The sequence below is a fragment of the Pseudomonas graminis genome (assembly GCF_004364335.1).
Lineage (GTDB): Bacteria > Pseudomonadota > Gammaproteobacteria > Pseudomonadales > Pseudomonadaceae > Aquipseudomonas > Aquipseudomonas graminis_D.
On record NZ_SOCR01000004.1, the window covers coordinates 456781 to 472513 of the forward strand.

General features: G+C 60.2%; 12 protein-coding genes and 1 tRNA gene. 5 read left to right on the forward strand and 8 right to left on the reverse strand.

Translation table 11 applies throughout. The features are described from left to right. Nucleotides 1-398: 398 nt before the first annotated feature. Together EC919_RS09690 and EC919_RS09695 are read right to left on the reverse strand one after the other, a co-directional pair. Nucleotides 399-596, reverse strand: coding sequence for a PA3371 family protein (locus EC919_RS09690; protein ID WP_133773373.1), 198 nt, complete (start codon nucleotides 594-596; stop codon nucleotides 399-401). Nucleotides 597-670: 74 nt separating this feature from the next. Beyond that, a complete protein-coding gene (locus EC919_RS09695) occupies nucleotides 671-919 on the reverse strand; it encodes a hypothetical protein (protein WP_133773375.1) in 249 nt (82 codons plus the stop codon). 286 nt (nucleotides 920-1205) lie between these two features. Here EC919_RS09695 and EC919_RS09700 point away from each other — a divergent pair. Further along, nucleotides 1206-1277: transfer RNA gene (locus EC919_RS09700), tRNA-Arg, on the forward strand. Between the two features lie 83 nt (nucleotides 1278-1360). Here EC919_RS09700 and EC919_RS09705 read toward each other — a convergent pair. The 4 genes from EC919_RS09705 to EC919_RS09720 form a co-directional block, all read right to left on the reverse strand. Beyond that, nucleotides 1361-2938 carry a sensor domain-containing diguanylate cyclase gene (locus tag EC919_RS09705; protein ID WP_133773377.1) on the reverse strand — a complete coding sequence of 526 codons (1578 nt, stop codon included), beginning with the start codon at nucleotides 2936-2938 and terminating at the stop codon, nucleotides 1361-1363. A 23-nt stretch (nucleotides 2939-2961) separates the two neighbouring features. Then, nucleotides 2962-3558: a chemotaxis protein CheB gene (locus EC919_RS09710; RefSeq protein WP_133773379.1), complete on the reverse strand. Its 597-nt coding sequence runs from the start codon at nucleotides 3556-3558 to the stop codon at nucleotides 2962-2964. A gap of 214 nt (nucleotides 3559-3772) precedes the next feature. Next, on the reverse strand, nucleotides 3773-5413 hold the full coding sequence (mqo, locus tag EC919_RS09715) for a malate dehydrogenase (quinone) (protein WP_133773381.1): 1641 nt from the start codon (nucleotides 5411-5413) through the stop codon (nucleotides 3773-3775). Nucleotides 5414-5791: 378 nt separating this feature from the next. Continuing rightward, nucleotides 5792-7432, reverse strand: coding sequence for a methyl-accepting chemotaxis protein (locus EC919_RS09720; RefSeq protein ID WP_133773383.1), 1641 nt, complete (start codon nucleotides 7430-7432; stop codon nucleotides 5792-5794). A gap of 308 nt (nucleotides 7433-7740) precedes the next feature. Here EC919_RS09720 and EC919_RS09725 point away from each other — a divergent pair, with 308 nt between their 5' ends. Beyond that, entirely contained in the window at nucleotides 7741-9345 is a 1605-nt protein-coding gene (locus EC919_RS09725; RefSeq protein WP_133773385.1) for a response regulator, read from the forward strand. Next, on the forward strand, nucleotides 9342-10034 hold the full coding sequence (locus EC919_RS09730) for a sensor histidine kinase (protein ID WP_133773387.1): 693 nt from the start codon (nucleotides 9342-9344) through the stop codon (nucleotides 10032-10034). Before EC919_RS09725 ends, EC919_RS09730 begins: the two co-directional genes overlap by 4 nt. 91 nt (nucleotides 10035-10125) lie before the next feature. On the opposite strand, the gene EC919_RS09735 is transcribed toward EC919_RS09730, so the two are convergent. Together EC919_RS09735 and EC919_RS09740 are read right to left on the reverse strand one after the other, a co-directional pair. After that, complete coding sequence (locus EC919_RS09735) at nucleotides 10126-10848, reverse strand: FadR/GntR family transcriptional regulator (protein ID WP_133773389.1); 723 nt, start codon at nucleotides 10846-10848, stop codon at nucleotides 10126-10128. Nucleotides 10849-11139: 291 nt separating this feature from the next. Then, nucleotides 11140-12882: an IlvD/Edd family dehydratase gene (locus tag EC919_RS09740; RefSeq protein WP_133773391.1), complete on the reverse strand. Its 1743-nt coding sequence runs from the start codon at nucleotides 12880-12882 to the stop codon at nucleotides 11140-11142. Between the two features lie 230 nt (nucleotides 12883-13112). Here EC919_RS09740 and EC919_RS09745 point away from each other — a divergent pair, with 230 nt between their 5' ends. Together EC919_RS09745 and araD1 are read left to right on the forward strand one after the other, a co-directional pair. Further along, nucleotides 13113-14429 carry an MFS transporter gene (locus EC919_RS09745; protein ID WP_133773393.1) on the forward strand — a complete coding sequence of 439 codons (1317 nt, stop codon included), beginning with the start codon at nucleotides 13113-13115 and terminating at the stop codon, nucleotides 14427-14429. 239 nt (nucleotides 14430-14668) lie between these two features. Continuing rightward, entirely contained in the window at nucleotides 14669-15661 is a 993-nt protein-coding gene (gene araD1 / locus EC919_RS09750; RefSeq protein ID WP_133773395.1) for an AraD1 family protein, read from the forward strand. Nucleotides 15662-15733 lie beyond the last annotated feature (72 nt).

Here is a 15733-nt window from a genome sequence, read left to right on the forward strand (position 1 = left end):
GGTTCTTGCATTAGGCCGCAGATGTCATGCTCTGACTGTCTTTTGGACGAAATGTTCAACCAACCCGCATAAAGGATCGCCATCCTGCACCAATGCGTCGATTCCTTGGCGTCAAATGTGTGACAAATACTGAACTAGATAAAGGCTTTTAGCCAGCACCAATTATCCGAAATGCGTTCTGGTTTGCAAACTGGAAAGCGGTTCGCCCTTGTGGTGCTGGGCAGACGCCGTGATGGCTATCTGTCTTCAGCGTAGTGGGAGAGTGAGGATAATACGAGGGGGGAGTCAAGAAAGAGACGAAGGGTCTGTGTGCAACATGGCCGATGTGGTGTAAGCCAAAGCCGACAGGCACATGATGATTTGCCTGTGTGACCCGCGAGCAGGGCGCCGACGAGGGCTCAGGGCTTGGCCTGGCGCAAGACTGGGTCGAACTTGATACGGCGTCCTACGAACAGCGCTGCAACGAACAGGCTGGCAAAAATCCCGGCAGCTGCTTTCACAAGGGTACTTGGAGTTTCCATTGACGGAGCCAGCAGTTGGTCTGCGGCGAGGGCCATCACGGCCAGGATCAGGAACGAAATTGCTGCTTTGGACATGGCTGCTCTCTAATGGTGTGCTCTTTGACGGAGCGCGCGTCGAAGCGGTGCAGAAACTGATCAGATAATTCTGATTAGAACACCCAGCGCTCCGGACGATTAACCGGCATGGCTTCTTCATTGTCATGAGCCAGAATGGCTTCTGTACCCTGACTTTGCATGGCTGCGAACCGCGGCGTCTGTTGCATAAGGTGATGAGGCTGCGCCTGAAGGGCGACGCTATCTGATTTCACAGCCTCTGCCGTGCTGCCATCATCCTGGAAGTGGAAGGCGACCAATGCGACAAGCGCGGCAGCGTTGAGCAAAGACAGTGTCATGTTCATCTCGGGTACCTTCGCGGGGACGACGTTCAGAGGGGCAGTTCGCGAAGAAGAGTAGTGCAGTCTGCATGCCAATCTTTGGCACAAATAAAACCAATACAAATCAATAGGATAGGCAGGATTCTATGGATTGTAGGGTTGCGTTTTGCAATAAGGCCCTTGGCCATCGTTGCATTCTGCACGATAGCCCTCTGATGTGACCTGCAGGCAGCGTCTTACAGCTCCCGTTGATAATGACGACATGACAAGCCAGCGCCTTGTCGTTAAGATGCACGCCGTCTGTTTTGGTGTCCTCTTAGTTCAACGGATAGAACGAGCCCCTCCTAAGGGCTAGATGCAGGTTCGATTCCTGCAGGGGACATATCTGATTCACCTCTGGTCGCCAAAACACCACGCTTTCTCGGTAACACTTCTCGGCCGTCTGGACAGTCAGTCCAACCTCTTTCACACCTGTGCGCTCGCCTGAGTGTGCTGATCCGCATACCACCGATTACGGCCATTATTTTTCGCGTAGTAGAGGTAGGCATCCGCCGCTTTGATCATGCCGGCAGGGGTGGTGTCTTCCAAAGCTGGGAACCTGGCGGTAACACCGGCGCTTGCGGTGACGATCTTCTCAGGATGATCGGCATGCTCCAATGCGAGCCCCCGGATGGCCTGCAAGATGTCCTCGGCGAGACGGCCAGCACCTTTGATGTCCGTGTCCGGAAGCAGCACCGTGAATTCCTCGCCACCGTAGCGAACGGCGAGATCCGCCGGTCGTTTCAACACTCCGCTGATGGCCTGGGCCACCTGCTGGAGGCAGTCGTCGCCTGCCGCGTGTCCGTAGCGGTCGTTGAAGCGCTTGAAGTAATCGATGTCGAGCATGATCAAGGCGAGCGGGTAGCGCTGTCGTTTTGCCCTGCCGATCTCGCTGTGCAGCGCCATGTCGAGGCGGCGCCGGTTGCCCAGTCCGGTCAGGCTGTCTGTCAGCGCCATGTCTCTGACTGCCTGATGGGCAAGGCGAATCTCGCTCTCCATGGCCATGCGGCCGCGTAATTGCGTGAGAACGATAAACGCAAACCCGATAAAGCCGGCGACCAGGACCAACAGCACGAGTCCTGACTTGAGCAGGTCGCGACGCCATGGCCCAACGAAGGACTCCCTGGACAGCCCTGCTGCGACCACCAGCGGGTAGCTCGACAGCGCCCGAAAAGCGTACAGCCGATACGTGCCGTCCACGACGGCTTTGATTTCCACAACTCCCTCGTTGGCGGTCGGCAGGTAGCGTTTGAAAATGTCGCTGTCGGCCAGGCTTTGCCCCACCACCGAATCCATGAACGGGCGCCTGACCAGAATGGTGCCATTACGCATCGCCAGCACCAGCGCGCCGCGATCATCAATTTTGAAGTCGCCGTAATAATCCATGAAGTAACTGAGCTTGATGGTCCCCAGCACCACACCCGCAAACGAGCCGTCGGCGTTATTCAGACGTCTGGAGACCGGGATGATCAGCTCGCCGGTGGATCGGCTTTTGACCACGTTGCTGATGCGCACGCGGTGATCGGTGTGGGTGCGGTGATAGTTGAAATAGTCCCGGTCGGCGTTGTTCGCGGTGTCCGGGCTTACGTCCTTGTCCGTGACGATCCAGCGCCCATCGGCGCCATAGACGAACAGTCCGTGGAGCTGCGGCATGAGCTTAGATTGCTCGGCCATCAGTGCATGGATGCGCGGGACGTTGATGTTGGCCAGGCCATCGCCTTCGACCCGTTCGCCCAAGGCGTACGTGAGGATGTCGACCTGGCGGATGGCGTCCTCGGCGTGCTGCGCGGTGGCTCGGGCCAGATTGGTGACCGAGTCCCGGGCGAAGTCATAGGCGTGGTTGTAATCGCGCCACGCGCGCCACCCCTCGACCGAGATAAACGTCAGCAGCACCAGAATCATGAACGCAAGGGTGAGGCGAAAAACGGCCGTGTTGCGGCCCGGCCCCAGATCCAATAGATCGAAAGCGCCCGACGGCGGTGGATGCTGTTCGCCTCCTGGCATGGCCTCTGGCCTCCTGTGAAATATCAGCTGTGAACGCTACCGACCGCTTTGATCAGCGCGTCCGCCATTTCTTCTGCACTCAGCTGAGGACTCAATAGGGTTTTGCGCATCGTCTCAATCGGCATGCTGGGCACCGGCGCTTCCTCGGGACGCTGCACGAAACTCAGCCCGCCAGCATTCCTGACCTCTACCGCCCCATCCGCACCATCGGAGTCGCCGCCGGACAGCACCAGGCTGATCACCCGCTCGCGAAACACGTCGGCAGCAGTGGCAAACAGGCGATCGGCGGCAGGACGTGCAAGCTTCACCTTGGGGCCGTCGTCGAGATGAATGATCCCGGGCGAGACGATTTCCATGTGCCGGTCAGGAGGTGCCAGGTACACACGGCCGGGCAGTACCGGTTCGCCTTCCTCACCGTAGGCGACAGGCAGCGTCGAGTAACGACTGAGCACCGATGCCATGTAATCCGGACCTGACGAGTGTGTGTGAATCACGATCAATACGGCAGCGGGAAAATGTGCCGGCAGTCGAGTGAGGAGGACACGCAGGGCTTCCATCGCACCTTGGGAGCCCCCGATGACAACAACGTCCCTCAGCACTTCAGTGTTATGAGCGTCCATTCCTTTCTCCCTGTTGGCTCTACAGGGTGGACACGGCGCATGAGCCAGCCGTTCACTTTGAAATGGCCTGGGCTGCCGAGCGTTACCGGTCGGAAGCGGGAAGGTGCGGGGCGGGTTACAGGTTGATTCACGGCCCAATAAAAAAGCCACGAGACGCGGAGTCTCGTGGCTTGGTGAACAGCAGCACCGGAATCGATGCAACCGGTCAGGCGTTTTACAACGCCATGTCGCTGGCGGGCTTGCTTTCAGCAGGCTTGCCCGGCGCGGCAGTGCTGGTGCCGACGCTCTGATCGAGCACAGGCGGCTTGCCCAGTTGCAGCACTTCGGCGGTGTAGTTCCACTCTTGCTGAACAGCGGCTGGGGAGTCATTCAGCTTGGTGCCATAGCTCGGCACGATTTGATGGATCTTCGCTTGCCACTCTGGCGTCGCGACCTGGGTTTTGAACAGCTTCTCCAGGACATTCATCATGATCGGTGCAGCGGTCGACGCGCCTGGCGATGCGCCCAGCAGCGCGGCAATGGTGCCGTCCTGGGAGGAAACGACTTCAGTGCCCAGTTTCAGCACGCCGCCCTTGTCCGCATCACGCTTGATGATCTGCACGCGCTGACCGGCTTGCCACAGGCGCCAGTCTTCTTTCTTGGCGTGCGGGAAGTATTCCTGCAGCGCCTTGAAGCGGTCGTCGTCAGACAGCATCAGCTGACCGGCGAGGTACTCGACCAGTGGATACTGCTCCACGCCCACCTTGGTCATCGGCCAGATGTTGTGGGTGGTCATGCTGCTGAACAGGTCGAAGTACGAACCTTCTTTCAGGAACTTGGTGGAGAAGGTGGCGAACGGGCCAAACAGGATTACGCGCTTGCCGTCCAGCACGCGGGTGTCCAGGTGCGGAACCGACATGGGCGGCGCGCCGGTGGAGGCGATGCCGTAGGCCTTGGCCATGTGCTGCATGGCAACGGTCGGGTTCTCGGTCACCAGGAACGAACCGCCAACCGGGAAGCCTGCGTAGTCCTGAGCTTCAGGCACGCCGGATTTCTGCAACAGCTTCAATGCGCCGCCGCCTGCACCGATGAACAGGAACTTGGCGTCGGTGCCGGAGGTGGTGCCGTCTTTCAGGTTCTTGTATTCAACGTGCCACGAGCCATCGTCGTTGCGGGTGATGTCGTTCACTTCGCTGGACAACTTCAAATCGAAGTTCGGGCGGGTCTGCAGGTAGGACACGTACTGACGGGTGACTTCACCCCAGTTGACGTCGGTGCCGATGGGCGTCCAGGTGGTCGCCAGCTTCTGCGAAGGATCACGGCCTTCCATCATCAGCGGGACCCACTTGGCGATCTGCGCCGGGTCTTCGGAGTACTGCATCGGGCGGAACAGCGGGCTGGCCTGCAGCGCGTCATAACGCTTTTTCAGGAATTTGATGTTGTCATCGCCCCACACGAAGCTCATGTGCGGCGTGGTGTTGATGAACGAAGGCGGGTTCTTCAGGACGTTCTGGCGGACCTGCCAGGACAGGAACTGACGGGTGACCTGGAAGGCTTCGTTGATCTCGATGGCTTTGGAGATGTTGACCTTGCCGTCTTTGTCTTCAGGCGTGTAGTTCAACTCGGCGAGGCCAGAGTGACCGGTGCCGGCATTGTTCCAGCCGTTGGAGCTTTCTTCGGCGACAGCGTCGAGGCGCTCGACCATTTCCATCGACCAGCTCGGCTCGAGTTCATTGAGCCAGACGCCCAGGGTCGAACTCATGATGCCGCCGCCGATCAGCAGTACATCGACTTTCTTGCTTTCTGCGGCGTGGGCTTGCAGGAAGGTGGCCGAAATCGCGAGGCCCAGTAGAGCGGTGCTCGTTTTCTTGAACATCGAATCATCCAATAGATAGAAAGTTATCCGCCTGCAGCATTCGTCGCGCAACGTCCTGCGGTGCCGGGCGCCAGTGTGCGGCGCGAACGTCAGACAGGCTTCGCTCTCGGAAAACGAGGAGGAAGGGTCAAGAGGCCTTTGAAAAGGTCGACCTCGTGTTCTATGTCCCTCGGTGCTGTGCTTTTTATTCGATCATTGGAATCAGCAGCTTGAGTAAACATCATCCACCGCAGGACCTGGTCATCAGGTCCATCCCCTGCGGCGGGCGGGGATTGTACCCGAAATGTCATTTTCGACAAATCGGGTGTCAAATTAGTCAATACGCCATTTTGTCTCAGGGTGGCGATTGGCTGGCCGAGCGCCGAAACACCCAGCCGGTCACAGCGTGAATTTGCCCACCATGGAGTGGAACGAAACGGCCAGTCGCGACAGCGCCTGACTCGACGCGCTGGTCTGATTGGCGCCCGCTGCGGTCTGCGTCGACAGGTCCTGGATGTTCACCAGATTGCGGTCCACTTCGCGGGCCACTTGCGCCTGCTCTTCTGCCGCGCTGGCGATCACCAGGTTGCGTTCGTTCATCTGGCTGACGCCTTCGCTGATGCGTTCCAGCGCGTGGCCGGCTTCGGTGGCCAATGACTGGGTATGCACGGCGATCGCCTGACTCTTGCCCATGGCCTTCACCGCTTCGTCGGCGCCATTGCGCACCTTGGTGATCATCGATTCGATTTCGCCGGTGGAGGTTTGAGTGCGGTGGGCGAGGGCACGTACTTCGTCCGCCACCACCGCAAAGCCTCGGCCTTGCTCGCCGGCGCGGGCCGCTTCGATGGCGGCGTTGAGTGCCAGCAGGTTGGTCTGCTCGGCGATTCCGCGGATCACGTCGAGCACTTTGGTGATGTCGCGGATCTGCCCGGCCAGCGCTCCGACGCGCTCGGTCGATTCGGTGATTTCCGCGGTCATGGTGTTCATCGCGCTGACGGCCTGCTGCACTTGTTGCTGGCCCTTGATGGCATCTTCGGACGTCTGCGCAGACACCAGCGACGCACTCGCGGCGTTACGCGCCACTTCTTCCACCGCGGCGGTCATCTCGTTGACGGCCGTGGCGGCTTGCTGGATTTCATCGTTCTGACGCATCAGCCCACGGGTGCTGTCGTCGGTCACCATGGTCAGTTCTTCAGCGGCGGACGCCAGTTGGTCCGAAGCGGTGGCGATCTGCTGAACCGTGCCCTTGAGGCTGCCCTGCATGTTGGACAGGGCCTTGAGCAACTGCCCGGTTTCATCCTGGCCGCCGAGGTGGATGGTCTGGCTCAAATCACCGCCCGCCACCCTGGTCGCGCTGGCCACCGATTGATAGATCGGCCGGGTGATCATGCGTGTGACGATCAGCCCCAACGCAATGGCGCACACCACCGCGATCAACGAACCGATGATCAGAATCCACGTCACCTGTTTGTCCGTTTCGATGCCTTGCTGTGCCTGTTCATTGGCTTGCCGCGCGTTGGACTGGATCATGATCTTCAGCTCGCCCATGGTTTTGCGATAGCTCGGGGTCACGCTGGTGGCGGCCAACTTGCTGGCTTGCTCGAGATCGCCGCTTTGCACCACCGACAAGGCGTTGAGGGCGGCGCTGATGTAAGCAGCCCAGTCGCGTTCGAAATCATCGCCAGCGGCTTTCTCATCCGGGTCCAGCGGCGTGGTCCGGTAAGCCTTGAAATCCGTCTCGGCCTGAGCCTGATTTTCCTTTAATGACTGGATCGCCGCATTGATGTCGTCCTGGTTGGCCTTTAGCGCAGTCAGTCCGATGACCTTGAAGAAGTCACGGTTGGTAGCAATGACGTTGGCTTTGACTGAATCGACTGTAGCGATCGAGTAAAGGTTGTCACTGACAGTGTTCTGGAAAAGATCGTACAGCCGGGAAATGCCACTCTGCCCCAGCACACCCACCACCACGGTGATCAGCGCGCACAGGCAGAAAGCCGAAAGCAGCTTGGTCTTCAATTTCAGGTCGGTCAGCCAGGACATGGGGTGCACTCGGAAGGAATGGGTTGTTGCTGTTGGCTACGCGTTGCATGACTGGATATCGGCGGATGACCCAAGGACTTTACCGGTTCTTCTGCGCCTCCTTCGGTATCCATGACCCGTCAATACGGCGCGAGGGCATCACTTTCCCGCGTGGCGTGCCTAAGCTTTGCCCTGCTGCCGCCGATAACTCGGACAAGCGGCGTCATGCCGCAACTCCATTGGCCCTCTCTCCCCGGAACCCGGGAACGAGACCGCCGCCCTTTGCAAGCGCCTCAGGGCCGACTATTTATCCGGTGACAGGAATCTCGATGCTGGCGTGGAACCAAAAAACCTTTCTGATCGTCGACGATTTTTCCGACTTCCGCAGCTCGGTCCGCTCGATGCTGCGCGAGTTGGGCGTCAAGGCGGTGGACACGGCCGACACCGGCGAGGAGGCGTTGAAGATGTGCGCGCAGAAGCGCTACGACTTCATCCTCCACGACTTCAATCTGGGCGACGGCAAGAAAAATGGTCAGCAGGTGCTCGAAGACCTGATGACTGATCGGCTGATCAGCCATGAAAGCGTGTTCGTCATGGTCACCGCCGAAAACAGCCAGGCAATGGTGATGAGTGCGCTGGAGTGGGAGCCGGATGCGTACCTGACCAAGCCGTTCAACCGCGCGAGCCTGGCTCAGCGTCTGGAGAAGATCGTCCAGCGCAAGACCCTGCTCAAGCCGATCCTGCAGGCGCTCGACCGCAGCAATCCGACCGAAGTGCTGGCTGCCTGCGCAGCGCTGACCCGGCAGGACCCACGTTTTGCGCCGCTGTGCCTGCGCTATAAAGCCGATGCACTGCGTGACCTTAACCAGCACGAGCCGCTGGAAGCCTTTCTCAAGTCGATCCTCGCCGACCGTCCGCAGCCTTGGGCGTACGTGGCGTTGGGCAAGCTGCTGTTCAAGCGCGGGCGCAATGCCGAAGCGCAGACCGTGTACGAAGAAGCCATTCGCGCCTTCAATGCCATGCCGGTGCTGTACGACGGGCTGGCCGATGTGCTGGTGGCCAGCGGCGATAACAAGCGTGCGCAGAAGATGTTGGAAGAGGCCGTGCGGTTATCGCCCTACGCTGTGCGCCGTCAGCGTTTGCTGGGCAAGCTGGCGCTGGAAAACGAGGACTTCGACGGCGCTTCAAAAGCGTATCGTCAGGCCGTTTCCCAAGGCCAGTTTTCACGCTTCAAGGACCCGGAAACCAACCTGGGCTTTGCTCAGGCCCTGATCAGCCGTGGCGGCGAGCGCGGGCTGGATGCGCGCACCCGCATCGAGATCAACCAGACCCTCACAGAAGTCGCGAAGGAAAACGGCAACGATGCCGGCCTGCAAGTGCGCGCGCGTCTGATGAAAGCCACCAGCGTGGCGTCATCGGACCCTGAAATGGCCGCCAAGCTGACCGAGCAGGCGATGGAGCGGCTTGAGGGCATGGAGCAGTTTCTCAGCGCCGATGCGGCACTGGCGGTGGCCTCGCAGCTCAAGGCCCTCGGTCAGGAAAACGCTGGCGCGGGCATTCTGAAAAGTTGTGCCGAGATTTACGGCGACGATCCGCTGGTCATGCAGAACATCGCCAAACAGACCGACGATCCGGAGATTCTTGGCGCCGGCAAAGCGGCCATCGATTTTAACGTTCAGGGCATTCGCTGCTACCGCGCCGGCAAGCTCGGCGAAGCGCAGGACCTGTTCCGCCAGGGCCTGGCCCTGCAGCCGAAGAACATCAGTATTGCGCTGAACATGGCGCAGTCGCTGCTGCACATGGGCGTTCAGAATCTCGACGCGGCGAGCCTGGCGGAATGCCAGAACAGTCTCAAGATGGTGGGCAAGATGCCGGAAACCGACGCTCGCTTCGAGCGTTTCCAGAAATTGCGACTCAGGGCTTTCGGCGAATGAAAGATCAGGATCTCGGGCTCGACTTCTCGATGGTGATTGCCTCCACCGTTCATGACATGAAGAACGCGCTGGGGTCGTTGATCCAGGCCCACGGCCAGTGGGTCAAGCAGCTCCCCGACGCCTGTCGTGGGACGCCGGATCAAGGCGTTATCGATTACGAGTTCGCCCACCTCAACGGCATGCTCGTGCAGCTGCTGGGGCTGTACAAGCTGGGCGTGAACCAGTTGCCGTTGCGCCCGGATTATCACGAGCTGGATGACTTCATCGAAGCGCAGCTGGCCTTCCATCAGGAAGTGCTCGTCAGTCGGGGCATTACGGCGCGCTATGCGGTGAACGACTTCGGTCTGCCGGGCTTCTTTGATCGCGAACTGGTCGGTTCAGTGGTGTCCAACGTGGTCATCAACGCCATTCGCTTTGCGCGAAGTGAGGTATTGATTACGGCAGGGCAGGTCGGCGAGCAGCTGGTGATCAGCATCAACGACGACGGCCCGGGGTTTCCCGCACGGATGATCGAGGAGCAGACCGACTACGTGCTGGGCATCAACCAGAACAGCGGCAGCACTGGATTGGGTTTGTATTTCGCGGCCAACATCGCCAGACAGCATCAGCGCAAAGGCGTCCCCGGCCACATCGAAATCACCAACGGCGGCGAGCTGGGCGGTGGGTTGTTCAGCATTTATCTGCCGTGAGATTGGGTGCAGTCAGTAGGACCGGCTTCAGCCGGGAAGCCTTTGATCTGCTGTCGAGCTCAGCAAAGCGCCCTTAACCGTTTTCGCGGAGCTACAGCTTCACGCCTTGCCCCAGCACCACATTCAGCGCATTGCGCGCATCGTCCAGTTGCACCAGCGTGGCGTGGTGGGCGCCCAGCGCATCGCGGTTTTCGATGGCAGTGAGGATCGCGCGATGGCGCGGCAACGCCAGCTCGTGCAGGTTGGGGCGCTTGTTGGAATGCTTCAAGGCCTCGCGCAGTGCCAGCGACAGCATGTTGCACAAATGTGCGAGCAGGTCGTTGTGGGTGGCGTCGGCGATGCGGCTGTGGAAATCGAGGTCCGGTTGCAGCACGTCTTCGACGGTTGGCGCGGCGGCCATGCGCTCGTAGGCTTCGCCAATGGCGGTAATGTCTTCGGGGGTCGCGTGTTGCGCGGCGAGTGCGGCGGCGGCCGGTTCGATGATGCTGCGCACGCTGGTGAGCAGGGCGAAAAACTCGTTCTGCGGCGAGCTTTGCATCAGCCAGTGCAGCACGTCCGGATCGAGGATGTGCCATTCGCGGCGCGGCTTGACCACCGTGCCCACCCGCGGCCGGGAATACACCAGACCTTTGGCGACCAACACCCGGGTGGCTTCGCGCAGCACCGGACGACTGACGGCATATTCTTCACAGAGCAAGGCTTCGGCGGGGAGTTTGTCATCGGGTTTGAAGCGGCCCGAGACAATCTGCATGCCGATGTCCTGGACAATGCGCGAGTGCATGCTTTTACGGTCGGAGGGCTTACGGTAATCCATGGGGCGCGGGGCAATCCTGAGCGGTGAATGCGGCGCATCATAGCATTGGCGAACGGCGCCTGGAGGAGCGCGACCTGCAGACGCGCGGTGTACTCGTATTCAGATAAGAAGCAGATCTTCGTAGGAGCCGGCTTGCTGGCGAATGCGGAGTGTCAGCGAATAAGTTGTCGACTGAACTACAGCGTTCGCCAGCAAGCCGGCTCCTACGGTTTGACGGTGCGAGTGATATTCAGATCAGACGCAGCGTTCTGTGCCGCATCTCAACAATGGCTTTCAATTAATGGCTCTTTATCAATGGGAATGCCGCGGCACTTCCGAGCCGCGCATGCCGACCAGGAAGTCGAAATCGCAACCCTGATCGGCCTGCATCACATGATCGATGTACAGCTGACGATAGCCGCCGATCAACAGCTGAGGCGGCGCTTGCCAATCGGCCAGGCGTGCGGCCAGCTCCGCTTCCGGAATATCCAGATGCAAGCGGCCGGTTGCGCAATCCAGTTCGATGAAATCACCTTCCTGCACCACCGCCAGCGGACCCCCGGCTGCAGCCTCGGGTGCCACGTGCAAAACCACAGTCCCATAGGCCGTGCCGCTCATGCGCGCATCGGAAATCCTCACCATGTCGGTCACGCCCTGGGCCAGCAGCTTGGCCGGCAGACCCATGTTGCCGACTTCGGCCATGCCCGGATAACCCTTCGGCCCGCAGTTCTTCATGACCAGAATGCTGTTGGCATCCACGTCCAGCTCCGGATCGTTGATGCGCGCCTTGTACATGTCGAAGTTCTCGAACACCACCGCGCGACCCCTGTGTTTCATCAGCGCAGGCGTGGCAGCGGACGGTTTGAGCACCGCGCCCAGCGGCGCGAGGTTGCCGCGCAGCACGCAAATTCCGCCATCGGCGACCAGCGGATTGTCGATGGCGCGGATCACTTCATCGTCGCCATAGATCGGCGAGCTCTGCACGTTTTCCCAGAGCGTCTTGCCGTTGGCGGTCAAGGCGTCGGGATGGGGAATCAGGTTGTTCTCGCCCAGACGACGCAACACCGCAGGCAGGCCGCCGGCGTAGTAGAACTCTTCCATCAGGAAGCGCCCGGAAGGCTGCAGGTCCACCAGCGTCGGCGTGCCGCGACCGATGCGGGTCCAGTCGTCCAGCTCCAGCTCTACGCCGATGCGACCGGCGATGGCTTTCAGGTGAATAACCGCGTTGGTCGAACCGCCGATGGCGGCGTTGACGCGAATGGCGTTTTCGAAGGCCTCACGGGTCAGGATCTTCGACAGCCGCAGGTCCTCGTTGACCATCTGCACAGCGCGCATGCCGGACATATGCGCCAGCACGTAACGGCGGGAATCCACCGCAGGTATTGCGGCGTTGTGCGGCAGCGACGTGCCAAGCGCTTCGGCCATGCACGCCATCGTCGAGGCGGTGCCCATGGTGTTGCAGGTACCGGCCGAGCGCGACATGCCCGATTCGGCAGAGAGGAATTCGTCGAGGCTGATCTGCCCGGCTTTATAGGATTCGTGCATCTGCCAGACGATGGTGCCGGCGCCGATGTCCTTGCCTTTGTGTTTGCCGTTGAGCATCGGCCCGCCGGTGACGACGATGGCCGGGATGTCACAGCTGGCGGCGCCCATCAACAGGGCAGGGGTGGTCTTGTCGCAACCGGTCAGCAGCACAACGCCGTCGATGGGGTTGCCGCGAATCGCCTCTTCAACGTCCATGCTCGCCAGGTTGCGGGTCAGCATGGCGGTCGGGCGCAGGTTCGATTCGCCGTTGGAGAAGACCGGGAATTCGACCGGGAAACCACCGGCTTCGATCACGCCGCGTTTGACGTGTTCGGCGATGGTGCGGAAGTGGGCGTTGCAGGGGGTGAGTTCGGACCAGGTGTTGCAGATGCCGATGATCGGCTTGCCCTGGAACTGATGGTCGGCGATGCCCTGGTTCTTCATCCAGCTGCGGTACATGAAGCCGTTCTTGTCGGCGGTACCGAACCACTGGGCGGAGCGCAGCACGGGTTTCTTATCGGAATCGGACATAAATCAGCACTCTTATTGTTAGGCTTTATTTGTAAGACTAAAGGCTGCAGGTGCTGACTAAAATAGGCCGAAAATGTCGCGAGTGGAAGAGTTGTAGTCTTAAATAGTAATACTATATAGTCGATCTCAACCGAGGGACGACCCTGCCGGCTTCATCCGCAGCAATGCGCACACGAAGGCAGAGGCGATCCCCGCAGGCTTCCATAACAAAAACAATGAGGACCGCATCCATGAGCCAGGAACTCAGGCTTATTCGTCGCATCACCCTGAAACTCATTCCTTTTCTGATCCTGCTCTATCTGATCGCCTACGTAGACCGCTCCGCCGTCGGCTTCGCCAAGCTGCACATGGGCGCGGACGTCGGCATCGGTGACGCGGCCTATGGCATGGGTGCCGGCCTGTTCTTCATTGGCTACTTCCTGCTGGAAATCCCCAGCAACCTGATGCTCGAACGCTTCGGCGCGCGGCGCTGGTTCGCGCGGATCATGCTCACCTGGGGCGCGATCACCATGGGCATGGCTTTCGTCCAGGGCCCGACCAGCTTTTACGTCATGCGCTTTCTGCTCGGCGCGGCCGAGGCGGGATTCTTCCCCGGCGTTCTGTACTACATCACCCAGTGGTTCCCCGTCCGCCATCGCGGCAAGATCCTCGGTCTGTTCATTCTTTCCCAGCCCATTGCGATGATGATCACCGGCCCGATTTCCGGTGGTTTGCTGGGCATGGAAGGGGTGGCGGGTCTGCACGGCTGGCAGTGGCTGTTCCTGTGCATCGGCGCGCCGGCGATTCTGCTGACCCTGCCGGTGTTGCGCTGGTTGCCTGACGGCCCCAAAGACGTGAAATGGATGGACCCGGTCGAGAAGCAATGGCTCGCTGGCGAGCTGCAAAAGGACCTGGAAGAATACGGCCAGACCCGCCACGGCAATCCGTTGCATGCGCTGAAGGACAAACGCGTTCTGCTGCTGGCGCTCTTCTACCTCCCTGTCACGCTGAGCATTTATGGCCTGGGCCTGTGGTTGCCGACGCTGATAAAACAGTTTGGCGGCAGTGACCTGACCACAGGCTTCATTTCTGCGGTGCCCTACATTTTCGGCATCGTCGGCCTGTTGATCGTCCCGCGCAGCTCCGACCGGCTCAATGATCGCTATGGCCACTTGGCGGTGCTGTATGTGATCGGCGTGATCGGTTTGTTTCTCAGCGCGTACCTGACGGTTCCGGTGCTGCAACTGGCGGCGCTGTCGCTGGTAGCGTTCTCGCTTTTTTCCTGCACCGCGGTGTTCTGGACCTTGCCCGGTCGTTTCTTCGCCGGCGCCAGTGCAGCGGCGGGCATCGCGTTGATCAACTCGGTGGGTAATCTGGGCGGCTACATCGGCCCCTTTGTCATCGGCTGGCTGAAAGAACTGACCGGCAATCTGGCCAGCGGCTTGTACTTCCTTTCGGGCGTGATGATCTTCGGCCTGATCCTGACCGGTGTGGTCTACCGTGTTCTGGAACGCAAGCACGCTTTGCCCGAATCGAAATTCGCCGCCAGCGCGCGGAGCAAGGCCTGACACAAAACCCCTGTAGGAGCGCGCTTGCCCGCGATGGCGGTGTGTCAGACATGAAGATGTTTCAGACAGATCGCTATCGCGGGCAAGCGCGCTCCTACAAGGGGCGTGGAAATCTGGACACTGATACAAAACCTGTAGGAGCGAATTCATTCGCGAAGCGCCGGTACTGACACCGCGCGGGTTCATCGCCAACACGTTGGCGCCTACGGAGTCTTCGAAAATTCAAACAGGAGAATCCCATGCATTTAGTACAGTTCGAGCTGGGCAATGGCCAGCGTCGCGTCGGTCTGGTGGACGGTCCGCTGGTTCGCGAAATCCAGGGCGCCACCAGCACCCGTGATCTGGCCCTGGCGGCCATCGAAAAGAAGATTTCCCTCGCCGAGCAGGTCGACAGCCTGGGCCTGGGCGAAAACCACGATTATTCACAGCTGCGCGCCGATCTGATGATTCTGCCGCCGCTGGATCACCCGGATCCGGCCCACTTGCTGGTCAGCGGTACGGGCCTGACCCACTTGGGCAGCGCTTCGGCTCGGGACAAAATGCACCAGCACGGCAATGACGAAGCGGGCATGACCGACACCATGCGCATCTTCAAATGGGGGCTGGAAGGCGGCAAGCCAGCGGCCGGTCAGCCAGGCGTGCAGCCGGAGTGGTTCTACAAGGGCGACGGCAGCATTGTCATTCGTCCGGGCGAGTCGTTCCCGCAACCCCCATTCTCCGAAGACGCCGGCGAAGAGCCCGAGCTGAGCGGGCTGTACGTGATCGGTCACGACGGCAAGCCTTACCGTTTGGGTTTCGCCATCGGCAATGAATTCTCCGATCACATCATGGAGCGCAAGAACTACCTGTACCTGGCCCATTCCAAACTGCGCGCCTGCTCGTTCGGCCCGGAGCTGCGCGTAGGTGATCTGCCGCAGAACCTGGCGGGCACCAGTCGCATCCGCCGCGACGGGCAAGTGCTGTGGGAGAAAGAATTCCTGAGCGGCGAGGCCAACATGTGCCACAGCCTGGAAAACCTGGAGTACCACCACTTCAAATACGCCCAGTTCCTGCGGCCGGGCGATGTGCATGTGCATTTCTTCGGCACCGCGACGCTGTCATTTGCCGACGGCATCAAGACCCAGCCGGGGGACACGTTCGAGATCAGCCAGCATGAGTTCGGCGCGCCGTTGATCAATGGCATTGCCCCGGCCGAGGCTGTTTTTCAGCCGGGCGCTATCAAGCAGCTTTGATGCCTCGCCGCTCTGCAGAAATCTCGTAGGCGTGAGCTTGCTCGCGATGCGGTGATCCAGCCACTGAAAGGG